Origin of the sequence: Mesorhizobium album (assembly GCF_033977205.1) — a bacterium.
GTDB classification, from domain to species: Bacteria; Pseudomonadota; Alphaproteobacteria; order Rhizobiales; family Rhizobiaceae; genus Mesorhizobium; species Mesorhizobium album.
The window spans coordinates 172,126-192,816 of record NZ_JAVIIW010000003.1 but is presented as its reverse complement, the minus strand read 5'-3'; the positions used below and the strand labels follow the sequence as shown (position 1 = coordinate 192,816).

General features: G+C 65.2%; 22 protein-coding genes. 6 read left to right on the top strand and 16 right to left on the bottom strand.

Translation table 11 applies throughout. From position 1 onward, the window contains the following. Window positions 1-2: 2 nt before the first annotated feature. Window positions 3-1,202 (bottom strand): amidase, encoded by a 1,200-nt coding sequence (locus RFN28_RS04050; protein ID WP_320286084.1) that lies wholly within the window; start codon window positions 1,200-1,202, stop codon window positions 3-5. A gap of 536 nt (window positions 1,203-1,738) precedes the next feature. Here RFN28_RS04050 and odc2 point away from each other — a divergent pair. Beyond that, the gene (gene odc2 / locus RFN28_RS04045; RefSeq protein ID WP_320286083.1) at window positions 1,739-2,872 is read left to right on the top strand and encodes an ornithine/lysine decarboxylase; all 1,134 of its coding nucleotides are present in this window, start codon (window positions 1,739-1,741) and stop codon (window positions 2,870-2,872) included. 95 nt (window positions 2,873-2,967) lie between these two features. Continuing rightward, a complete protein-coding gene (locus tag RFN28_RS04040; RefSeq protein ID WP_320286082.1) occupies window positions 2,968-3,675 on the top strand; it encodes a GNAT family N-acetyltransferase in 708 nt (235 codons plus the stop codon). 80 nt (window positions 3,676-3,755) lie between these two features. Here the strand turns inward: RFN28_RS04040 and RFN28_RS04035 are convergent, their stop codons facing one another. From RFN28_RS04035 to RFN28_RS03995, 9 genes are all read right to left on the bottom strand, one after another. Then, window positions 3,756-4,040 carry an SCP2 sterol-binding domain-containing protein gene (locus tag RFN28_RS04035; RefSeq protein ID WP_320286081.1) on the bottom strand — a complete coding sequence of 95 codons (285 nt, stop codon included), beginning with the start codon at window positions 4,038-4,040 and terminating at the stop codon, window positions 3,756-3,758. Between the two features lie 195 nt (window positions 4,041-4,235). Then, window positions 4,236-4,757, bottom strand: coding sequence for a hypothetical protein (locus tag RFN28_RS04030; protein WP_320286080.1), 522 nt, complete (start codon window positions 4,755-4,757; stop codon window positions 4,236-4,238). A gap of 31 nt (window positions 4,758-4,788) precedes the next feature. Beyond that, the gene (locus RFN28_RS04025; RefSeq protein ID WP_320286079.1) at window positions 4,789-5,211 is read right to left on the bottom strand and encodes a hypothetical protein; all 423 of its coding nucleotides are present in this window, start codon (window positions 5,209-5,211) and stop codon (window positions 4,789-4,791) included. A gap of 8 nt (window positions 5,212-5,219) precedes the next feature. Beyond that, the gene (locus RFN28_RS04020) at window positions 5,220-5,789 is read right to left on the bottom strand and encodes a rod-binding protein (protein WP_320286078.1); all 570 of its coding nucleotides are present in this window, start codon (window positions 5,787-5,789) and stop codon (window positions 5,220-5,222) included. Window positions 5,790-5,955: 166 nt separating this feature from the next. Further along, window positions 5,956-7,482: an FAD-dependent oxidoreductase gene (locus RFN28_RS04015; RefSeq protein ID WP_320286077.1), complete on the bottom strand. Its 1,527-nt coding sequence runs from the start codon at window positions 7,480-7,482 to the stop codon at window positions 5,956-5,958. Window positions 7,483-7,655: 173 nt separating this feature from the next. Continuing rightward, window positions 7,656-8,039 carry a hypothetical protein gene (locus RFN28_RS04010; protein WP_320286076.1) on the bottom strand — a complete coding sequence of 128 codons (384 nt, stop codon included), beginning with the start codon at window positions 8,037-8,039 and terminating at the stop codon, window positions 7,656-7,658. Between the two features lie 4 nt (window positions 8,040-8,043). Then, window positions 8,044-8,796, bottom strand: a complete 753-nt coding sequence (gene fliR / locus RFN28_RS04005; RefSeq protein ID WP_320286075.1) for a flagellar biosynthetic protein FliR — start codon at window positions 8,794-8,796, stop codon at window positions 8,044-8,046. Continuing rightward, a complete protein-coding gene (flhA, locus tag RFN28_RS04000; RefSeq protein WP_320286074.1) occupies window positions 8,793-10,880 on the bottom strand; it encodes a flagellar biosynthesis protein FlhA in 2,088 nt (695 codons plus the stop codon). The genes fliR and flhA overlap by 4 nt, the downstream gene beginning before the upstream one ends. A 90-nt stretch (window positions 10,881-10,970) precedes the next feature. Continuing rightward, window positions 10,971-11,450: a MarR family winged helix-turn-helix transcriptional regulator gene (locus RFN28_RS03995; RefSeq protein WP_320286073.1), complete on the bottom strand. Its 480-nt coding sequence runs from the start codon at window positions 11,448-11,450 to the stop codon at window positions 10,971-10,973. A gap of 62 nt (window positions 11,451-11,512) precedes the next feature. Between RFN28_RS03995 and RFN28_RS03990 the strand changes: the two genes are divergently transcribed. From RFN28_RS03990 to RFN28_RS03975, 4 genes are all read left to right on the top strand, one after another. Next, window positions 11,513-12,238, top strand: a complete 726-nt coding sequence (locus tag RFN28_RS03990) for an NAD-dependent epimerase/dehydratase family protein (protein ID WP_320286072.1) — start codon at window positions 11,513-11,515, stop codon at window positions 12,236-12,238. 167 nt (window positions 12,239-12,405) lie between these two features. Further along, window positions 12,406-14,187, top strand: coding sequence for a chloride channel protein (locus RFN28_RS03985; RefSeq protein ID WP_320286071.1), 1,782 nt, complete (start codon window positions 12,406-12,408; stop codon window positions 14,185-14,187). A gap of 121 nt (window positions 14,188-14,308) precedes the next feature. Next, a complete protein-coding gene (locus tag RFN28_RS03980) occupies window positions 14,309-15,694 on the top strand; it encodes an NAD(P)/FAD-dependent oxidoreductase (protein ID WP_320286070.1) in 1,386 nt (461 codons plus the stop codon). 2 nt (window positions 15,695-15,696) lie between these two features. Next, the gene (locus tag RFN28_RS03975; RefSeq protein WP_320286069.1) at window positions 15,697-16,065 is read left to right on the top strand and encodes a cupin domain-containing protein; all 369 of its coding nucleotides are present in this window, start codon (window positions 15,697-15,699) and stop codon (window positions 16,063-16,065) included. 9 nt (window positions 16,066-16,074) lie between these two features. Here RFN28_RS03975 and RFN28_RS03970 read toward each other — a convergent pair whose 3' ends face one another. The 6 genes from RFN28_RS03970 to RFN28_RS03945 form a co-directional block, all read right to left on the bottom strand. Next, complete coding sequence (locus RFN28_RS03970) at window positions 16,075-17,718, bottom strand: MFS transporter (RefSeq protein ID WP_320286068.1); 1,644 nt, start codon at window positions 17,716-17,718, stop codon at window positions 16,075-16,077. Window positions 17,719-18,018: 300 nt separating this feature from the next. After that, window positions 18,019-18,285 (bottom strand): flagellar biosynthesis protein FliQ, encoded by a 267-nt coding sequence (fliQ, locus tag RFN28_RS03965; RefSeq protein WP_027165133.1) that lies wholly within the window; start codon window positions 18,283-18,285, stop codon window positions 18,019-18,021. A 126-nt stretch (window positions 18,286-18,411) separates the two neighbouring features. Beyond that, window positions 18,412-18,819, bottom strand: coding sequence for a flagellar hook assembly protein FlgD (flgD, locus tag RFN28_RS03960; protein ID WP_320286067.1), 408 nt, complete (start codon window positions 18,817-18,819; stop codon window positions 18,412-18,414). Between the two features lie 6 nt (window positions 18,820-18,825). Beyond that, complete coding sequence (flbT, locus tag RFN28_RS03955) at window positions 18,826-19,263, bottom strand: flagellar biosynthesis repressor FlbT (protein ID WP_320286066.1); 438 nt, start codon at window positions 19,261-19,263, stop codon at window positions 18,826-18,828. After that, window positions 19,260-19,607: a flagellar biosynthesis regulator FlaF gene (gene flaF / locus RFN28_RS03950; RefSeq protein ID WP_320286065.1), complete on the bottom strand. Its 348-nt coding sequence runs from the start codon at window positions 19,605-19,607 to the stop codon at window positions 19,260-19,262. The genes flbT and flaF overlap by 4 nt, the downstream gene beginning before the upstream one ends. Before the next feature lie 31 nt (window positions 19,608-19,638). Beyond that, a complete protein-coding gene (locus RFN28_RS03945; protein ID WP_320286064.1) occupies window positions 19,639-20,688 on the bottom strand; it encodes a flagellar hook-associated family protein in 1,050 nt (349 codons plus the stop codon). Window positions 20,689-20,691: the final 3 nt, after the last annotated feature.

The window sequence follows — 20,691 nt, the reverse complement described above, 5'->3', positions numbered from 1 at the left end:
GATCAGACCTTTCGTGCCGCGTCGAGAATCTTGCGGCCGAGCCGTATCAGGGCGACATCGCTGCCGGAAGGGCCGAGCAGCGACAGGCCGAAGGGCGCGCCGTCGACACATCCCAATGGGAGCGTGATCTGCGGGAAGCCCGACAGGCCAGCCAGGCACAACAGACGCAGCGCCCTTTCGCGATAGGCCTGGAACTGTTCCGGCGTGCTAGCGACAAGCGGCGCCGCGCCAGGGACGGTCGGCATAACGAGGAAACCGTCGTTGCCGAGCAGGGCGCTGAGCCCGGAACGAAAGGCTGTCCGGCGCGCCGTTTCGGCCTCGGCCGTCTTGGCATCGATGGTTCGGCCGAAGCCGAAACGCACGTCGACATCGGGGCCAAGGCCGCGATCGCCGGCCGAGATCCAGCCGCCATGCACCTGCCAGGCCTCATGGGCCTGAAGCCGTCGGAAGCACTGGTAGAGCTCGTCAGGGGATGAGGCGAAGGCATATTCGGTCTCGGTCGGCTCGCCGATGACGGTGGCGGCCAGCTTCTTCATCCGGTCAAGCTCGGCAGCCTCAGCCAGGCCGGCGGCGAAAGCGTCGAGCCAGCGGATCGACAGCGGGCGGTTGAGCGGATGCTGATGCGGATCGCGGCCGAGCAAAAGCTTGCCGACCGCCTCATAGGTCTCGATGTTGTCGGCGAACCAGCCGAAGGTGTCGAAGCTCGGCGCCAGCTTCATCGCGCCGTCGAGCGAGATGCGGCCATGCGTGATGCGCAGCCCGATCAAGCCGCAGAAGCTTGCCGGAACTCGGATCGAGCTGGCGGTGTCGGAGCCCACGGCGATGTCGGCAAGCCCGCCGGCGACCGCGGCCGCCGACCCCGAGGAAGAGCCGCCGGTCACGCGGTCCGGGGCGGCCGGGTTCACCGGAAACGGGAAATGCGAATTCTGGCCGAGCAGCGAGAAGGCAAGCTCGTCGGTCTGCGTCTTGCCGACGAATCGCGCGCCGGCGTCGAGAATCGCCTGCACGGCCTCGGCCGTCTGCGTAGCGGCGAGCGCTTCCTCGAACTTGCGCGGGTTGCCGCAGCCGGTGCGGTAGCCGGCGACGTCGTAGATGTCCTTGACGGCGAGGCGCAGGCCGGCAAGCGGGCCCATTTCCGCATGTGCCACAGGCATTTGGCGCAGATCGAGGAAGGCGTTGAGAGGGCCGTGGGTTCCTGGCATCGTTCGATTTCCGGATACGGTCCACAAACATTGTTCGATGCAGGAATTTTTACAACCTGCGCCTACGATTTTTATTGATTGTGAAACCCTTCGCTCTTATATCGCGCTTGCCCAAAGTCGCACGTGCCTGTGGGTGTCCGCCGATCCTCGAATGGTGAGGGCAATCGGTAAGGTAACTGGAGCCAACCCCTCCAGTCGGTCTAGTGGCCAACCGCCAGACCGAGGACACCTTGAAGCAACGACGGTGCGGGCCTTTCTGGTGTCTGCCGGTCGTCCAAAGACCGGGGTTACTGAAGAGGCACACCTTCATTGCCGGCAGTGCGGATGGTCTCCATCCAAGCCAAGGCAGACAAAGCGAACCGAGGCCGGGCAAGGCCAGGTTCACCGCCGCGAGACGGCGATTCGTGGTTCCGGGGTCTCCACCGGCTGGTTCCACGGATTTTTCGTCCCGCCTTTGTCCACCGCGAGTTCGCGAGGCTGAGCGCCCGCATCTCGCAGCTTTGTGCGCGCCGAAAGGCGCAGATGGAGAGACCTCGATGGCTACCCAGCGCATCCTCGACTTCCTCGCCACCCGACGTCCGAACGGCCCCTGCCTCGTCGTCGACCTCGATGTCGTGCGCGACAATTTCCGCGCCTTCGAGAAGGCGTTGCCCGATTCCAAGATCTACTATGCGGTGAAAGCAAACCCGGCGCCGGAGATCCTGCGCCTCCTTGCTGCGATGGGCTCGTCCTTCGACACCGCATCCGTTGCCGAGGTCGAGATGGCGATGGACGCCGGCGCGCCGGCGGACCGCATCTCCTTCGGCAACACCATCAAGAAGGAGCGCGACATCCAGCGCGCCTACCAGCTCGGCATCCGCCTCTACGCGGTCGACTGCGTCGAGGAGGTCGAGAAGATCGCCCGCGCCGCCCCTGGCTCGCGCGTGTTCTGCCGCGTGCTCACCGACGGCGAGGGCGCCGAATGGCCGCTGTCGCGCAAGTTCGGCTGCGTGCCGGCGATGGCCGTCGACGTGCTGCGCCATGCCAAGAGCCTCGGCCTCGATGCCTACGGCGTATCGTTCCATGTCGGCTCGCAGCAGACGGACCTGTCGGCCTGGGACCGCGCGCTGGGTGACGCCAAGAGAGTGTTCGCCACGCTCGCCGAGGAAGGCATCGTCTTGAAGATGGTCAATATGGGCGGCGGCTTCCCGACCCGTTACCTGAAGGACGTGCCGGCCGCGCAGGCCTATGGCCAGGCGATCTTCTCGGCGCTGCGCAAGCATTTCGGCAACGCGCTGCCCGAGACGATCATCGAGCCGGGCCGCGGCATGGTCGGCAATGCCGGCGTCATCAAGTCGGAAGTCGTCCTGATCTCGAAGAAGGCCGACAACGACAATGTGCGCTGGGTGTTCCTCGACATCGGCAAGTTCGGCGGCCTCGCCGAGACCATGGACGAGTCGATCCGCTATCCGATCGTCACTCCGCGTGATGGCTCGGAGACCGCGCCCTGCGTGCTCGCCGGCCCGACCTGCGATTCGGCCGACGTGATGTACGAGAAGACGCCTTATCCGCTGCCCCTGTCGCTGACCATCGGCGACGAGGTGCTGATCGAAGGCACCGGCGCCTACACGACCACCTATTCGGCGGTCGCCTTCAACGGCTTCGAGCCTCTCCGATCCTACGTGATCTGAAGGCGCAAGCCTTCAGATCATCCGGCGCGGGCGATATCGATCGCCCGCCCGGGCTCGCTTGTGGAACAGATCTCCGCTCGTGAAGGATCGCGGAAATGGAATACCTGATCAAATCGGCCGTTGCGGCCACCGAAATTGCCCCCTCGTCCGGACCGTCGGATGAACTCTTCTCCGCCGCGGAGAAGAGTTCGACGGCAGCGCTGGCGCCCTCCCTTGCCCACCGGGCACAGGCTGGCTCGCGCGGCGCGCCGGACGAGGGGGCCGCACGGGCGCCGGCCTTCGTCATCCATGCTGAAGGCGCCGGTGACATGCGGGCGCGCGAAGCATTGCTTGACCGTGCCATGGGCCCGAAGCGCAGGAAGAAGTCGTCCGAGAAGCTGCGGCGCGGCCGCCGGCCGTCCGAAGGCCTGGCCTTCGTCGCGCGCGATCCGTCGGGCGCGATCGTCGGCACGGTTCGGCTGTGGGACGTGCGGCTCGGCGATGGCGGCGCGGCAGCACTTCTGCTTGGGCCGCTGGCGGTCGAGCCGTCGCTGAAGAGCGCCGGCATCGGCTCGGCTCTGATGCTCCACGCGATCGCCGAAGCGGCGCGGCTCGGCCACGGCGCGATCCTGCTTGTCGGCGATGCGCCTTATTACGGGCGGTTCGGCTTCTCGGCCGACCGCACGGGATCGCTCGCCATGCCTGGCCCCTATGAGCGGCACCGGCTGTTGGCGCTGGATCTGAAAGAGGGCGCGCTTGACGGCGCCAAGGGCACGATCAAGGCCGCCGGCCGGAAGGTCAAGGCTCTGGATTTCGTAGCCTGAAGGCTGTGAGGCGCCGATGCGGCGTCACGCGTTCAAAAAACGTGGTGCCGCATCGCATGGTGACTATCTCTCGACGTCGATCAGCCGAGAAGCTGGCTGAGCGCCATGGCGACCGTCATGTCGCCCTCGACCTTCAGCTTGCCGGCCATGAAAGCCATGGTCGGGTTGAGGTCGCCGGAAATCAGCGAGTCGAGATCGTCGAGCGAAAGCTTGACCGTGCAGTCGGTCGGGGCATCGGCGGTCGAGACGGTCGCGCCGTCGATGACGATGACGCCGTCGCCGCCGGTGTCGAACTTGACCGAATGCTCGAAGCCGGCGCTTGCCACGCGCGACCTGATCTTGTCGGCAATCTCCTGAACGCCCATGGCGGTTCTCCTCGTTTGGTTGCGTTTGACGCGCACCGGCCGTGGCCGCTGGGCGAGGCGCCGTGTCGCGCCAGGCGCGGCCACGGTCACCAGCGCATATAGCTTCCGGTTGACGTTTACGTCAACGTGGTTGCCATGCGGCATGTCGCATCACGTCGGCTGAGGAAACCGCGTTCAGAGAACTCCAGCCCGCGATCAATGCTGCTTGAAGGCCTTGGTCATTTCCTGGGCCGTCTCGCCGGCATTCTTGCGGCGGCGGATGGCGTTGTCGCGGATTTCGTCCTTGGACAGGAAGTTGACCTGGTCGATCAGCACGTCATGCACCAGCTCGACGCCGACGCGGGCGTTGACGGTGTCGCGGATGGCCTTGCGGAAGGCTTCGAGATCGATCGTCTCCTTCTTGGTGAAATCGATCTGCGGATTGGAATAGAGGTAGGAATAGACCTGGTCGGTGATCAGCGCCGGCGCCGGGACCGACAGTTTCTTTATCTGGTCCGGTTCCACCGTGTAGACGAGCTTCGTCAGGAAATAGCCGTCGATCCTGGCGTCGCGGATGAGTGGCACCGAAATGATGTCGGTCTTGACGTAGTCGAGCCCGCCCAGCATCGGCTTCGGCGGCTCGCCGACGCCGCGCTGGCCCGCCGCCTGGAAGGAATAGAACACCGCGCCGAGTGTCACGGCGCAGATCCAAAGCGCTGCGGCGATGAACTTGATCACCGGATCTTTCCTTGCGCCGTCGTCATCCCGTTCAAGCCCGGGCGTATCCGAATTCGCCGGCCGAATAGGTGCCGTCGGCATCGGCGCGCTGGATGGCGTTCTTCAACAGCGTCGCGACCTCGTTGACGGCGTTGAGATGGGCAAGGATGGCCGCCTCGTTCTTTGCCAGCTTCTGGCGCAGCCGCGCCAGTCCCTCGCGATGCTGCTCGAGGAACTCGATCTCATTGGCGCCCTTCAAGGCACGGGTCAGCTCGTAGAGATAACGGCTCTTGCGGGCATTGGAAGCCTTGAGGTCATAGCCGGTTCCGCTGCGGATACCCGCCGTCTCCTCGTCCACCGCCTCCTCGATACGGCCGATGATGGCGGCGAGGTTGCCGGGCCGCGCAGCCGCGATCGGCGCTTCCGTGGCGGTAGTCCGTGCGGGCAGATTGGAAAGGTCCGTTTGGTCGGCCATGTAAATCCCTAGATCTTGATATCCGTTCTTATGGTTGTGTCGTCGCCGGTCATCGACCGGGCGGCCTTGCGCTCGAGTTGCTCGACCAAGGAGGTCGAAAGCCTGGCCTGCTGGTCGATCTCGGCTTTCTCCGGTCCGCCCCCAACAGGCCCGACCGGTACCTTGTGCTTGCCGTCCAGATAGTGGTCGGCGAGCATCGATCTCGCGATGCCGATGCCGCCATGCGCGGCCATGACATCGGCCACCTTTTCGGCGAGCTGCGACTTCCACATGTCGCCGGCCAGGCCCTTGCCGTAAACGCCCTCGGTGTCCTTGGGCATCATGTTCTGGATGAAGGTCGTCAGCACCATCGCCTCGAAGCGCTGGAACTTCTTCGCCGGGTTTGCCGCCTCGGCCTTGTCCGCGCTCGCGCGCGACAAGACCGAGCCGGCATCGACGGAGGCGGCCTGGTCGATCGAAAACGTGCCTTGGGCACCTCCTGCCCTTCTGGCGAGAGCTGCCCGCGCGGCCTCGACGTCGGCCGGCTCCGCCGCGCGGGCAACATCCATCACGATGTCGCTGGGGGGTGAGATCGCCAAGAAAGTCCGCCTCTTTGCCGGAGTTTGTTAGTTGCACAATGGCTCAACAAGCTTGTGGCAGGCTTGCGAGGGGATTGGCCAGGGAAGGGATTGACGAAGTTCATCGCCGAGCGCCAGGCCACGCAAGCGCTTTCTAGTAGACGGAATGCCGCGCGCTCGAGCGCAATCAAGCCATGGAAGCCTCGCAGGCCAGCGCCTGCACGTCACGGCCGATGGCGGCAACAGCGACAATCTTGCCGTCTTTCTTGTAGCCGACCAGACAATCGCGATCGGTAATGCTGCCGTCGATCTCGATCGCGTCCCACGTCCGGGCGTAGCCGACATAGCGGATCGAAACGTCGTAGTGCTCGCTCCAGAAGAACGGAACGCTCGAGAAGGGTCGCCGAAGGCCGAGCATGTTTTGCGCCGCGATCTGCCCCTGGCGTTCCGCCACCACCCAATGCTCGACGCGCCGCGATTCAGCCGTGTTCAAGTCGAGCCACTGAGCGACGTCGCCGGCGGCGAAGATGCCGGCCACGCTTGTCTCGAGGAACTCGTTCACGAGCACTCCCTGGTCGACGGCGATGCCGGCATCGGCGGCCAGCGAGAGGCGCGGCTTCACGCCGGCGCCGACGACGACAAGATCGGCATCGATCTCGCTGCCGTCGCTCAACGCGACCGCGTCCACGGTTATCCGTTCGGCCGTGGTGCCCAGATGGAAGATGACGCCGTGCTCTTCGTGCAGCGAGCGGATGAAGCTGCCGAGTTCCGAACCAAAGACTGCTCCAAGCGGATAGGCCTCCGGCGCGACAACATGAACCGCGACGCCGCGCTTGCGGAGGGCGGCCGCGACTTCCAGGCCGATGAACCCCGCGCCGAGCACCACCGCCGTCTTCGAACCTTGGGCGCGCTCGATGAGGGCGCGGCTGTCGGCCAGCGATCGCAATGTGAAGACGTGGTCGCCATCGGCGCCGGCAAGCGGCAGGCGAACCGGCTCGGCTCCCGTCGCCAGCAGAAGGCGGTCGAAGGGAAAATCCCGCCCGTCGTCGGTGATCACCGCCCGCCCGTCGATGTCGATGCGCTCACACGTCGTCCGCAACTGGAGATCGATCTTGTTGCGCGCGTAGAATTTGGGACCGCGCAGCGGAATCCACGCCTCCGGCGCCGTCCCGGCAAGATAGTCCTTGGACAGGTTGGGGCGATCGTAAGGTGCGTCATTGTCCGAACTGAGCATAGTGATTTCGCCGGCGAACCGGCTGCGGCGCAGCATTTCCGCGGCCGCGAACCCGGCAGCGCCACCACCCACAATGACGATGCGGCCCGGCTGGCCGGCCGCATCGGGCTGCGACGACGGTGCGGCCTCCTTGTCCGCGTCAGCCTTGCCGGTCACGAAGATACGATCGCCTCGGCGCTCCACATTCCATCGCTGCAAAGGGTCGAAGGCCGGCGCTGCGAGTGCCTCGCCGGTACGGAGGTTGAAGCAGGCGTGGTGCCATGGGCATCGAACCGTATCCTCGACCACGATCCCATCGGCCAGCGGGCCACCATAGTGCGTGCACTTGCCTGCGACCGCCAGCACTTCGTCGCCGACACGCGCCAGAAGCACCGGCTCCTCGCCGACATGGCCCCCAAGCAGCCCCCTGTCGCCAAATGCGGCAATCGGCACTCCGGCTGCCAAGTCGGGACCCATATCAGAGTTTTTCTGCGTGGCCATTGGTGGCTCTCCTTCTGAACGTTTGCCGACAATCCATCCCAGGTGTCGGACCCAGAATTGACGCCGCGCGGGCCAAAAAGTTCCTGAGATCGATTGCCGTCGTGATCCGTGCCGGATCGCTGCGCGCAATGCCTGCAGACGTCAGCATCGGTTCGAAGGTGGAATTCTCGCCGCTACTCGGCCCGCCGCTTCTGTGTGATCAGGTCGAGGCGCTCGCGGTCGGAGCGCTCGCGTTCGTCGCGGCGGCGGACGTCCTTGTAGGCACGCTCGACCATGTTGGTGCGGGCGGTTGCGGTGGCGATCAACGCCGCCTCCTGCCGAGCGTTCTCAAGGTTCTGCTTTTGCCGGCCGAACGCATCGGCGATACGGCGATGATAGAGCTCCGGGAACAGGCCGGCCAGCGAGCTGCGGGTGTCGAAATGTTCGATGAGTTCCTTCGCTTCCGATACCGCCGCGGCGGCCGCCGCGAGGAAGCCGGCATGCCGGGTCTCGTGCAGCGCCTTCAGCTGCTCCTGCACCTTGACCAGCTTCTTCAGGCGGTCCTTGCGCGAGGTCATTGCGCTACCTCGCAAGCGTGAGGTCGACAAAGCCGTCGACAAACAGCGACAGCAGGGTGCCGACGGCGAAATAAAAGATGATCATCCCGCCGGCGATGACGAAGGGCAGCGAGATGAAATAGACCGGGATCTGCGGCGTCAGCTTGTTGACGAAGCCGATCGTCAGGTTGACCAGGATGGCATAGGCGACGAACGGGCTGCCGAGGCGTAGGACCAGGAAGAAGGCATCCGACACCGTGTCGGTGACGTCGACGAGGGCGGCCTGCGGGTTGAAGAAGATATTGACCGGGGCGACCGTGTAGGAGGCGACGAGCGCGCGCACGATCTCGTGGTCGAAGTCGAAGACGAAAAGCAGAAGCAGCGCCGAGAACGAGATGATGGCGGCGAGTGCCGCCTGCGGCTCGGGCTCCTCGATCGCCGGTCCGCCCGAGCCGCCATAGCCGATCAGCATGGCGATGGCCGAGCCCATGAAACGCAGCGCTTCCATGTAGAGCCTGGTCATGGCGCCGATCAGCCCGCCGACCAGAAGCTCGGAGACGATCATCGGCGCCAGGACCTGCGGGCGCGGATCGACATAAGGGTAGATGCGGTCCCACAGGAAGGCGAGCAGGCCGCCGGTGGCGGCCACCGACACGAACAGGCGGACCTGGATCGGCACCCGGGCGCTCGAGATGCCCGGCATCAGCATGAAGCAGGCGCCGATGCGGCAGAAGGCGAGGAAGGCGGCGATGACGACGCCTTGCGAGAGCGCGTTCACGAGATGGTTCCAAGCACCTTGATCTCGACGCCCTTGGCGATCTCGACATGGGAGAGAACGGGAAGCGTGGTAAAGAGCCGCTCGATGATCATGCGCACATAGGGGCGCGCGTCGGGTGCTGTGACCAGCACGAAGCGCTCGCCGGCTTCGAGATGCTTGCGGATCGCCTTGGTCGCGTCCTGGCCGAATTCCTCAAGCTGGCGCGGGTCGATGTCGAACTCGCGCACCTCGCCCTTGGCGTCGCGCTTGAGGCTCTGGTGGAAGGCGAGGTCCCAGCGGTTGCCGAGGCGCAGCACCTTGAGCATGCCGCCTTCCGAAAGATCGCCGCAGATCTGCTGCGCCATGCGGATGCGCACATGTTCGACGATCTGCTCGGTGCGGCGAACATGCGGCGCGATCTCGGCGATAGCCTCGATGATCAAATGCAGGTTGCGGATCGAGACGCGCTCGGCGAGCAGAAGCTTCAGCACCGCCTGCAGGCCGGGATAGGAGATGTGCGAGGTGCAGATCTCGTCGGCGAGCTTGCGATATTCGGGGTCCAGCCGCTCGAGCAGCGCCTTCATGTCCTTGTAGGACAGAAGCTGCGGCAGGTTGTTGCGGATGACCTCGGAGAGGTGGGTGAGCAGCACCGACATGTTGTCGGCGAAGGTGTAGTTCTCGCGCTTCAGGTCCTCGGCGAAGGTTTCCAGCACCGAATAGGCGCGCATGCCGAAAGCCGGCTCGCGGATCTCCTCGCCGGGGATGTCGGGCACGCCGCGCGTGCCGAGCAGGACCATGATCTCGCCGACGCGCATCTGGTATTCGGCGACGACGGTGCCGTGGACCTTGATCTGGTAGCTCTTCGGCGGGATGGCGAAGTCGTCGGCGACGCGCACTTCCGGCACCACGAAGCCATATTGCTGGGCGAACTTCTTGCGCATCTTCGACATGCGGAACACCAGTTCCTGATGCGCGACCAGCAGCCTGGTCGAGAGCTGCTTGCCGATCAGCAGCTCGATCTCGGCGGTGGCCAAAGAGGCCTTGACGGAGTTCTTTTCCTCTTCGGCCTTGTTCGCCTTCTCCTGGTTCTTCAGTGCTTCGGCCGCGGCCAGCGCCCGATTGTGGCGCAGCGGGATGACGTAGCCGAGGCCGGCCATGGCACCGGCCAGCGCGAAGAACGGAAACAGCGGCAGGCCGGGCATCAGGCCGAGAATCACCAGCAGCGAGGCCGCGACATAGAGCGCGCGCGGATGGGCGCCGAGCTGGCCGAACACCGCCTGGTTGGTGGAGCCGCGCGTGCCGCCCTTGGAGACCAGCATGCCGGCGGCGAGCGAGACGATGAGCGCCGGGATCTGGGTGACGAGGCCGTCGCCGACCGATAGCTTGATGAAGACGTCGGCCGCCTGGCCGAGGCCCATGCTATGGCGCAGATAGCCGATGGCGATGCCGCCGACGATGTTGATGGCGGTGATAATGAGGCCGGCGATCGCATCGCCGCGCACGAATTTCGAGGCGCCGTCCATCGAGCCGAAGAAGGAGGATTCCTCCTCCAGCTCGCGGCGACGGAGCTGCGCCGTCTTGTCGTCGATCATGCCGGCGGAAAGGTCGGCGTCGATCGACATCTGCTTGCCGGGAATAGCGTCGAGGGTGAAGCGCGCGCCGACCTCGGCGATGCGAGTGGCGCCCTTGGTGATGACGATGAAGTTCACCACGATCAGGATCATGAAGACGATGAGGCCGATGACGAAGTCGCTCGACATCACCAGCTTCGAGAAGCCTGAGATGACATAGCCCGCGGCGTGCGTACCCTCGTTGCCGTGCGACAGGATCATGCGCGTGGTGGCGATGTTGAGCGAGAGCCTGAGCATCGTGGCAATCAGCAGCACGGTCGGGAAGGAGGAGAAATCCAGCGGCCGCTGGATCCACAGCGCCACCATCAGGATCAGCACCGACAGCGCGATCGAGAAGGCAAGGCCGATATCGATGAGGAAGGCGGGGATCGGCAGGAACAGCACCGCCAGGATGACGACGATGCCGAGCGCGAAGAAGACGTCGCGGCCGTTCTTGGCCACCAGGCCGGACGGGATTGTTTCGCTGATCGCCATGTCGTCCTCAATTCCACAGCCGCGCGCACAGGGGCAGGCCCGCGACCGTAATCGGCCAAGCTTGCGCGAAGGTGGGAGACTGGCGTTAGGCTACAGCTGAGCCGCGTCCGCGGTGGCGACGGCGACCAGCCAGCGCCGGACGGCGCGTTCCTCGTCCGCCGATAGTCCAGCCGTCAGCTCGCGTTCAAGCCGCTGCACCCGTTCGCGGCATTTCTTCAGCAAGGCGCGGCCGCTGTCGCTGAGATCGAGGTGCTGGATCCGCCCGTGCACCGCGTGCGGCTTGCGCACGAGCGAGCCTGCCTTCTCCAGGTTGCCGACGATCACGCTCACCGTCTGCGGGGTCAGCACCGCGAGCCGGGCGAGGTCGGCATTGGAGATGCCGGGATAGGCCGACAGCATGGTCAGCGTCGCGAATTGCGGCTGCGTCACGGCGAATTCGTCCAGCGCCCGCTCGACCCGCAGCCTGTAGGCGCCCGCCGCCTGCCGCAGCAGATAGCCGATATAGCCTTCCTTGCCGCGCTTGCCTTCGCCGGGAGCGGGGATTGCGGGTGACGCTTCCTGCTTGCGCATAATGTCAGAGCTCTTATATGTTGTTCGAACTCTGATATTATCGCAGGATGGAGCGGAAGACGATGGGCTATCGAATCTTTCTTGCCGGTGGTTCCGGCGCGATCGGCCGCCGACTGGTTCCGCAGCTGCTGGAAGCCGGCCATCAGGTGACGGCGACCACGCGCCGTGCCGCAAAGGCCGCGGAGCTGCGAGCACTCGGCGCGGATGCGGTGGTGGTCGATGTTTTCGACGCCGCCGGTTTGCGCGCTGCCGTCACCGCGGCGAAGCCTGAGATCGTCGTCCATCAGCTCACCGACCTGCCGCCTGGGCTCGACCCCGCCTTAATGGGCGAGGCGATCATGGCAAATGCGCGCGTTCGCGACGAGGGAACCCGCAATCTGGTCGAGGCGGCGAAGGCGGCCGGTGCCAGGCGCCTGATCGCGCAGAGCATTGCCTGGGTCTACGCACCCGGACCCAAGCCGCATGCCGAAACCGATCCGCTCGACAGCGGCGCCGAAGGCGGCCGCGGCATCAGCGTCGGCGGCGTCATCGCGCTCGAACGGCAGGTTCTTGAAGCGCCGATGACCGGCATCGTGCTGCACTACGGGCATCTCTACGGGCCCGGTACGGGAGCGGAGACCGCCGCCGATCCGGCCGTGCATGTCGATGCCGCAGCCTACGCGGCGCTGCTTGCCGTCGAACGCGGTTCGCAGGGCGCCGTCAACCTCGCGGAACCGGGCACTTACCTCACGACCGGGAAGGCCGTCAGCGAGCTCGGCTGGCGCGCCGACTTCCGTATGGCTGTGTGAAGGAACCTTCAACCTCGCCGCGACAGGCGACGGTTTCGGCGCATCACTAATCGGCGCAGCGCCAAAATGGCGCCATAAGCGGTCGGCATTGCGGTTGCCTCGCAATGCCGCCGCGCGTATCACGCTCGGCGGCGTCCCATCCTCCGCATACCCGGCGAGCCGCTCCGTTGCCTGCCAGAAACGAACCGCAAGTTTACGCCCGCCGGCTTCGGGCGGTGCTAATCAATTCGATCCCCGTGCTCGAGGCACGCGGCATCGTCATCGTCATCCTTGCGGGTCTGGTCGGCGTGATCTCAGGCGCGCTGGTCACTGGCATGAGCGACCTGGTGCAGAGCATGCATTGGCTGCTCTTCGATGTGCAGCCGGGCGGCCGGCTTTCGGCGATGTTTTCGCTCGCCAATCCGGTGCAGGCGATGTTTCCGGCGATCGGCGGGCTGCTGCTCGGCCTATCGGTGATCTGGCTCAGAAAGCGGAAGTTCCGGACGCCGGTCGACCCGATCGAGGCCAACGCGCTCTATGGCGGGCGCATGTCGCTCACCGATACGTTCATCATCGTCGCCCAGACGATGGTCTCCAGCGGCTTCGGCGCCTCGGTCGGCTTGGAAGCCGGCTACACGCAGATCGGCTCCGGCATCGCCTCGCGGCTGGCGCGTGCGTTCAGATTGCGCCGCAACGATGGCCGCATCCTGGTCGGCTGCGGTGCCGCCGGCGCCATAGCGGCGGCCTTCGACGCGCCGCTCACCGGCGCCTTCTACGGCTTCGAGCTGGTCATAGGCATCTACTCTGTCGCCAATGTCGCGCCGGTCATGACGGCGGCGATCTCGGCCTCGCTGACGGCGGAAGTGTTCGGCGGCGTGCCATTTCCACTGGAACTTTCCGGCCTGCCGACGCTGACCGCCAGCCAGTATGTGCCGTTCCTGCTGCTCGGGCTGCTTGGCGGCGCCGCCTCGATCGCAATCATGAATCTGGTGAGCATCATCGAGCGCCTCTTCGCACGGCTGGCGATCGACGCTTCCGTGCGGCCGTTCATTGGCGGCATCCTCGTCGGCCTGCTGGGGCTGGTCACGCCGCAGGTTCTGTCCAGCGGCCATGGAGCGCTGCATCGCGAGTTCGCCATGAACTACGGCCTCGCCGTGGTAGCGAGCGTCTTCGTGATGAAGCTCGCCGCTTCCGCCATCTCGCTCGGCTCCGGTTTCCGCGGCGGCCTGTTCTTTGCCTCGCTGTTCCTGGGAGCGCTGCTCGGCAAGGTCTTTGCCGGCGTCATGGCGATGGCCGCGCCGTCGACGGGGTTTGACCCCGCGGTCGCCGCCGTCGTCGGCATGACCTCGCTTGCCGTCGGCGTCGTCGGCGGACCGCTGACCATGACGTTCCTGGCGCTGGAATCGACCCGCGACCTGACGCTCACCGGCGTGGTGCTCGCGGCTTCGATCATGTCGGCGATCCTGGTGCGCGAGACCTTCGGCTATTCCTTCTCGACCTGGCGCTTCCATCTGCGCGGCGAGACGATCCGCAGCGCCCACGATGTCGGCTGGATGCGCAGCCTCACTGTCGGCTCGATGATGCGCAAGGATGTCCGCACCATCGATGCCTCGACGACGCTGGCCGAATTCCGCAAGGAAATCCCGCTCGGCTCCGCTCAGCGCGTCATCGCGGTCGAGCAGGGCGAGCATTATACCGGCGTGCTGCTCGTCGCCGAACTCCACAGCGATCTCTCCGATGGTGAGACGCCGGTCAAGGCGCTCGCCCAGTTCAAGGACGCGGTTCTGGTGCCGTCGATGAACGTCCAATCCGCTGCCGAGACCTTTCAACGCGCCGGCGCGGAAGAACTGGCGGTCGTGGAGGATTTCGACGATCGCATCGTCCTCGGCCTGCTCACCGAAAGCCATCTTATGCGGCGCTACGCCGAAGAACTCGACAAGGCGCGCCGGGATCTCTCCGGCGAGGGGTAGTCTCACTTTTTCTCAAGCCAGTTCGACGAGCGAGTGGAATTCTGCTTCGCTGGCGACGACGCTAGGCTTGTGGCAGAGACGCGACGCAGACCTGATCGACACTTCTCCCGGAAGCCATCCCATGCAAGTCAAGCGCAACGGCGACATCTCATTCTGGTATGCGGATCTCGGCGCGGTTCCAGCGCCGCGCCCGCCCTTGCCCGGCGACACCGAAGCGGATGTCTCGATCGTCGGCGCCGGCTACACGGGGCTTTGGACCGCCTATTATCTCAAGAAGGCGAAACCCTCGCTCCGCATCGTACTCCTCGAACGCGAGTTCGCCGGCTTCGGCGCCTCGGGCCGCAATGGCGGCTGGCTGTCGGGCGGCTTCGGCTGGTCGCGCGAGAAATATCTCAAGACCTCGACCCGGCAGGGCGTGACTGCCATGCAGAAGGCGATGGCGGGCTGCGTGGACGAGGTGATCCGGGTGGCGATGGCGGAAGGCATCGATGCCGATATCCGCCGCGTCGACAATCTGACCGTCGCCACCAATCCGGCACAGCTCGAACGCGTGCGCGACGAATGCGAGACCATCCGCTCCTGGGACGCCGAACCCGGCCGCGTGGAACTGCTGGACGCAGCTGCGACGCGCGCCCGCATCAACATCAAGGATGTCATGGGCGGCTTCGTCGTGCATGGCCAGGCGCGGGTGCAGCCGGCCAAACTGGTGCGCGGACTGGCCGCCGCGGTCGAGCGGCTCGGCGTGCCGATCTACGAAAAGACAACGGTGACGGCGATTGCCAAGGGCGGCGTGACCACGGATCGCGGCACGGTGCGTGCCGAAACCATCATCCGCGCCACGGAAGGGTTCACCGCCGGCATCCCCGGAGAGGAGCGGACCTGGCTGGCGTTGAACAGCGCACAGATCGTCACAGAGCCGCTATCGGAAAAACTTTGGCGCGAGATCGGCTGGGAGGGGCATGAGCTGCTCGGCAATGCGGCGCATGCCTATTGCTATGCGCAGCGCACACGCGAAGGCCGCATCACCATGGGCGGGCGGGGCGTACCGTATCGCTACGGCTCGCGCACCGACGTGAACGGCCAGACGCAGCAGGCGACGATCGACCAGCTGCACACGATCCTGACGACGCTGTTGCCGCAGACGGCGGGATGCCGCATCGACCATGCCTGGTGCGGCGTGCTCGGCGTGCCGCGCGACTGGTGCACGACGGTCGGCCTCGACCCCAAAACCCGCATCGGCTGGGCCGGCGGCTATGTCGGGCTCGGCGTCTCGAGCTCCAATCTTTCGGGCCGCACGCTTGCCGATCTGATCCTCGGCCAAGACACCGAGCTTACGCGCCTGCCTTGGGTCAACCGCAAGGTAAGACGCTGGGAGCCGGAGCCCTTCCGTTGGCTCGGCGTCCACTCGATGTACCAACTCTACCGCATCGCCGACCAACGCGAGGCCGCCGGGCTGGCACGCACCTCGAAGCTCGCCGCATTGGCGGATAGCATTACCGGCCACTGATTATGGAGCCTGACTTGATCGACCTCTCGACTTTCCACGACCTCGCCAAGGCCGACATCGGTGCGTTCTCGCCCAAGCCGACCTCTATTGAAGGCAATCAGGTCGAAGCTGCGCGCTCGTTCTTCCAGTCGCCGGACGGGAGCGTCGACATCGGCATCTGGGAATGCACGCCTGGCCGTTTCACCGCCGATCGTTCAGGCTCATCGGAAATCTGCCATATCATTTCGGGCCGCGCCGAAGTGAGCCGCGCCGACGGGGAGATGCGCGAACTGGGTCCGGGCGACCTTCTTGTCCTGCCGCAAGGCTGGAAGGGCGAATGGCTGATCCACGAGACGACGCGCAAGCTCTACATGATCCAAAGCGCCGGTTGATCTGAAAGCTCAATGCTCGATCGGCCCCCTCGGTGAAACGAGGGCTGTGCCCGCAGTCGTCGGGCGCTCGATCATGCGGCGCACGCGCGGCGGGTTCTCGCCGCTGTGCAGCGCGCGGATGCGCTCGCCGACAACCGCGTCGGCATGGGTGGCGCGCCTATTGTGGCGGATGTACTCGACCCAGGTCGGCGTGTGGTAGTGCTCGATCCACACCGACGGGTTCTCGAGGTCCCGCGCAAGCGTCCAGTTGCGGGCGCCGTCGCGGCTGCGGATGCGGCCGCGCTCGGCCATGGTGGCGAGGAACTCCGGCACGTCCTCCTCGCGGATGAGATATTCGATCATGATGGCGATCGGGCCGCTGCGCGGCTTCAAATCGAGCGCCAGCATCGGCTCCTTGAAGCGGTTGAGCGGATCGAGGTTGAGAGTCGTCTGCTGCGGCAGCGGCAGGATTAAGCCGATGGCGCCGCCGGCGAGCATGGCGACAGCGGCAACCATCAATGCGGTCTCCGCGCCATGCGCATCGGCGACGACGCCCCAGATCCAGCTGCCCAGGGCAATGCCGCCGAAGGTCGCCGTCTGGTAGATCGACAGCACGCGGCCGACAACCCAGCGCGGCGTCGACATCTGCACCGTGACGTTGAAATGCGAAAGCGCGATCACCCAGCAGGCGCCGCCGATGAGCAGGCCCGCGGAGGTCTGCCAGGCATTGTGGCTGACGGCGGCATTGAAGGCACAAAGCGCGAAACCGGCGAAGGCGGCGCGCACCATCGTTTCGCTGGAGAGCAACTGCCGCAGCCGCACGCTGATCAGCGCGCCGCCGACCGCGCCGATGCCGAAGGCGCCGAGCATGATGCCGTAGGTCAAGGCATCGCCCTTGACCACGTCACGCGCCACCAGCGGCAGCAGCGCCAACACCGCGCCGGCGCTGAAGCCGAAGGCCGAGCCTCTCGCCAGCACCTTGCCGATGTTGGGCGACATTGCGACATAGCGCAGGCCGGCGCCCATCGCCGCGCCGAGCGCCTCGCGCGGCAGCGTCGGTGCCGGCACTTCCGGCTTCCAGCGGAACAGCACCACGATCAGGCCGATGTAGCTGATTGCGTTGGCGGCGAAGGCGGCGGCAGCGCCCGCGGCGGCGACGATGACGCCGCCGATCGCCGGGCCGACGCTGCGTGTGATGTTGAAGCCCATCGAGTTCAGCGCGACGGCCGCCGGCACCTTGGCGCGCGGCACCATGTCGCCGACCGACGCCTGCCATGACGGGCTGTTCAGCGCCGTGCCGCTGTCGATCAGGAAGGTGAAGGCAAGCAGCGTCCAGGGCGTCATCCAGCCGAACCAGGTGAACAGTGTCAGCAGCGCCGAGACGAGCAGCATGAAGCTCTGCGCCACCAGCATGACCTTGCGGCGGTTGAAGCTGTCGGCGATGGCGCCGGCAATGAGCGCAAACAGCATGATCGGCAAGGTGGTCGAGGCCTGGACCAGCGCCACCTGGTAGGAAGAGGTGGCGATCGTTGTCATCATCCAGGCCGCGCCCACACCCTGGATCAGGCCGCCGAAGTTGGAGACCAGGCTGGCCGACCAGACGGCGCGAAAGATGCCGTGCCGGAACGGCGCCAGCGCCGAAACGCGTTCGCTTTCCGGCTCGTCGTCGATCATGGTCGCTGTCCCGCCTTTACCGTGCTGTCTAGAGTGGTTCACCGTTTCACGGAAACGGCGAACCACTCTATCTCTTTGTTTTCACGCAATTCCGGACGGAAAACCGCTTCACACTTTTCCTGGAATTGCTCTAGCGCTCGCCGCGCGCCGGGGGGCACGGCGGCGACTCGCTAAGGATCGCGGTCCAACAACAGGAAGGCAAAGGCGAAAATGCGTCGGCGAAGCTTTAAGCCAAGCGTCTTGCCGGTCTGGACCAAACGTTTGCTGGTTCGCGGGGGGCAGGCTGCCCGCAGCCGTTGGTCAGAAGCCGTGTTCGATGCGTTCGAAGATGACGTTGGTGAAGGCCGAGATCTGGCTGCCGATGAACGGTCCGGTCAGCGCCACCACGAGCATGATGGCGACGATCTTTGGCACGAAGGTGAGTGTGATTTCCTGGATCTGGGTCAGCGCCTGGATGAGCGCGATGCCGATGCCGACTGCCATCGCCACCAGCACCACCGGCGCGGAGGCGGTAAGCACCGTCCACACCGCGTATTGCACGATATCGAGGGCGTCGGCCTCGTTCATGGCAGACCCTTACGAAAGCGGCTAAAGCAGGTCGCGTGAAAAAGGATTCACGCGACTTGCTTTAGGTTTTTTGATTGTAAGCATGTCTTTGTCCCGAAACCGGGATCCACTTTCGGGAGACATGCTTTAGGCGGCCGGCTTGATCGAGACGCCTGCGCCGACGGGGACTTCGGTGCCGTCCTGCAGCACCGCGATCAGGCCGCTGCTGGCAAGCTTCACCGAAGCCACGGTTCCCGTGGTCTTGCCATCGGCGGAGGTGATCGAACGGCCGATCAGCGCGTCGGCCTGCGACAGCGCCGAAGACTGCATGATCTGGTCGAGCTTGCTGTTGGTCTGAACCGATTGCTCGACCTGCGAGAAGGTCGCAAGCTGCGCGACATACTGCGTCGAGTCCATCGGCTTGGTCGGATCCTGGTTCTTCATCTCGGCGATCAGAAGCTTCAGGAACGACTGATAATCGACCGCAGTCTTCGAGGTCGCCGTGGTGTTCGAGTTGGCGCCTACCGGGATGGTCGTCGTCATGTCCACGGTCATCGGTCTCTATGCTCCCATAGCCAGCGCGCGCGGCGCCTCCGGAATGTCGTCATTGCCGCCAAGCGCCTGGCGCTCGAGCGGGTAGAGCGCGCGGATCGCCTTCAGCGCCTCGTAGATGTGGTCCTCGCCGACCATGCGGTCGATCTGCTTCAACCCGTTGCAGATTTCCGGATTGTCGAAGCTTGCAATCAGCATCGGCAGCGAGCGGCGGAACATGTCGCGGGCCTCGGACGCGCCCAACGGGTTTATCAGCATGATCTGCACGATGAAGTAGAGCTGCCGGAGCGGCGTCGAGGCCTGCTCGGCCTGCATGACATGGCCTTCCAGAAGGAACTGGACGTCGTTCATCAGCTCGATGGTGACCTTACGGTCCACGCGGATGACGGCGCCGTTGATGTAGATCTTCTCGTTAGGCTTCAGCGAGATCTTCAGCGTGTTGGTCATTGGATGCCGTCTCGGATGATCTGGGAGACTTCGATCAATCCCTCGAAATTGTTGGCGCGGCCTTGGCGAATGTCTTCCGTTTCACGCAGCAGCCACAGGCCGATGGAGATCAGGTTGGCGCGCAGCTCCTTCGGCAGGGCGTTGTCGCTGGAGCCGAGATCCTCGACGAAGGTGGTCCAGATGCGGTTGGTGAAGTGGAGCGCTTCGACGGCTTCCATCGAATCTGGCCCGACGGCCGCGGCCGCCGACAGCATGTCGATCGAGCGGCTGAGCAGCTGCCGCTCCCGGTCCTTGGCGTCGGCAACGGAGTCGGTCTGGATGTCGGCGTAGGAGAATTGATACATCGTCGGAGCTCTGGCGTTCCGGTGAGAGTGTTCAGGTGAGGTAGTTCAGCAGGCTGAGTTGCTGCAGACGCGCGGTCAAGGCGAAGGACGTTTCGATGTGCTGCGTCAGGTCCGCAACGCGGGTCGCGGCCTCGGCAGGGTCGACGCCTTCGAGGTCGAGGATATGCTTCTCGAAGAGATCGACCTGCGTCTTCATGCGGTCGCTGGCGTCGGACACGCGCTTCTGGGCAAGGCCCGTCTCGGACCGCACTTGGACGAGGCCGCCGATGGCTTCGCCGACCAGCGCCTGCGCCCGGCTGACGATGGTGCTCTGGCCGGCCTGACTGATGTTGCCGGTGAACAGAGTGCTGACCATGGCGGCGGCCATGGCGAGCTTGCGGATACCCTGCTGGTTGGCGCTGACCGAGGTCTGGGTGGTCTCGTTCAGCGAAATGCGGCTGGTGATCTGACTGTCGGTGGCGCTCGACCAGTTGGTCTGCCAGCCGGAGCCCAGGAATTGCGGCTCGACCTCGGTGGTAATGAAGTCGTTCATCTGGGCGGCGGTGATGTTGGCGGCTGCCGGATCGTTCTGGGTGAAGCCGAAATAACTGGTGAAGGCGGCGTCGAACGCCGCCTTGGCCGGCGAGCCGGAGGCGCTGAAATCATCGATCGGCTTGACGTCGGTGTTGGTGCCGGCAAACAAATATTCGCCGTTGACGCTGGTGTTGAGCAGGCCCGTCATCTGCTGCAACGCCGAGGCGCCGGCGGTCTGCATGATGCTGGTCGAGGAGTCGCCCGACACGCCGCTGGTCAGCGCGGACAGGAAGCTCTGCGCGACATCGGAGAGCTGGCCAAGCGAATCCTGGGTCGATGTCAGGCGCGCGGCAACCAGCGCATTGGAATCGATGATGCCGTTCAGCCTGTCGAGGTCGCGCTGGAAGGTGACGGCCTGGGTCGTGCGTCCGCCAAGCGCCAGACCGACATCCGCGACCTTGCCGGTCTGGGATTCCGTCGTCGCTTTGACGAGGTCGGCCTGCATGCGCATCTGCTGGTAGCGCAAGGCGTTGGAGATGGAGGCCGAGGAAACGGCTGTCGCTTTCATGGC

What these genes read in the sequence shown, in the direction of transcription:
- RFN28_RS04050 (WP_320286084.1), bottom strand. Translation starts at nt 1,202, where the DNA reads ATGCCAGGAACCCACGGCCCTCTCAACGCCTTCCTCGATCTGCGCCAA.
- odc2 (WP_320286083.1), top strand. Translation starts at nt 1,739, where the DNA reads ATGGCTACCCAGCGCATCCTCGACTTCCTCGCCACCCGACGTCCGAAC.
- RFN28_RS04040 (WP_320286082.1), top strand. Translation starts at nt 2,968, where the DNA reads ATGGAATACCTGATCAAATCGGCCGTTGCGGCCACCGAAATTGCCCCC.
- RFN28_RS04035 (WP_320286081.1), bottom strand. Translation starts at nt 4,040, where the DNA reads ATGGGCGTTCAGGAGATTGCCGACAAGATCAGGTCGCGCGTGGCAAGC.
- RFN28_RS04025 (WP_320286079.1), bottom strand. Translation starts at nt 5,211, where the DNA reads ATGGCCGACCAAACGGACCTTTCCAATCTGCCCGCACGGACTACCGCC.
- RFN28_RS04015 (WP_320286077.1), bottom strand. Translation starts at nt 7,482, where the DNA reads ATGGCCACGCAGAAAAACTCTGATATGGGTCCCGACTTGGCAGCCGGA.
- RFN28_RS04010 (WP_320286076.1), bottom strand. Translation starts at nt 8,039, where the DNA reads ATGACCTCGCGCAAGGACCGCCTGAAGAAGCTGGTCAAGGTGCAGGAG.
- flhA (WP_320286074.1), bottom strand. Translation starts at nt 10,880, where the DNA reads ATGGCGATCAGCGAAACAATCCCGTCCGGCCTGGTGGCCAAGAACGGC.
- RFN28_RS03995 (WP_320286073.1), bottom strand. Translation starts at nt 11,450, where the DNA reads ATGCGCAAGCAGGAAGCGTCACCCGCAATCCCCGCTCCCGGCGAAGGC.
- RFN28_RS03990 (WP_320286072.1), top strand. Translation starts at nt 11,513, where the DNA reads ATGGGCTATCGAATCTTTCTTGCCGGTGGTTCCGGCGCGATCGGCCGC.
- RFN28_RS03980 (WP_320286070.1), top strand. Translation starts at nt 14,309, where the DNA reads ATGCAAGTCAAGCGCAACGGCGACATCTCATTCTGGTATGCGGATCTC.
- RFN28_RS03975 (WP_320286069.1), top strand. Translation starts at nt 15,697, where the DNA reads ATGGAGCCTGACTTGATCGACCTCTCGACTTTCCACGACCTCGCCAAG.
- RFN28_RS03970 (WP_320286068.1), bottom strand. Translation starts at nt 17,718, where the DNA reads ATGATCGACGACGAGCCGGAAAGCGAACGCGTTTCGGCGCTGGCGCCG.
- fliQ (WP_027165133.1), bottom strand. Translation starts at nt 18,285, where the DNA reads ATGAACGAGGCCGACGCCCTCGATATCGTGCAATACGCGGTGTGGACG.
- flgD (WP_320286067.1), bottom strand. Translation starts at nt 18,819, where the DNA reads ATGACCGTGGACATGACGACGACCATCCCGGTAGGCGCCAACTCGAAC.
- flbT (WP_320286066.1), bottom strand. Translation starts at nt 19,263, where the DNA reads ATGACCAACACGCTGAAGATCTCGCTGAAGCCTAACGAGAAGATCTAC.
- flaF (WP_320286065.1), bottom strand. Translation starts at nt 19,607, where the DNA reads ATGTATCAATTCTCCTACGCCGACATCCAGACCGACTCCGTTGCCGAC.
- RFN28_RS03945 (WP_320286064.1), bottom strand. Translation starts at nt 20,688, where the DNA reads ATGAAAGCGACAGCCGTTTCCTCGGCCTCCATCTCCAACGCCTTGCGC.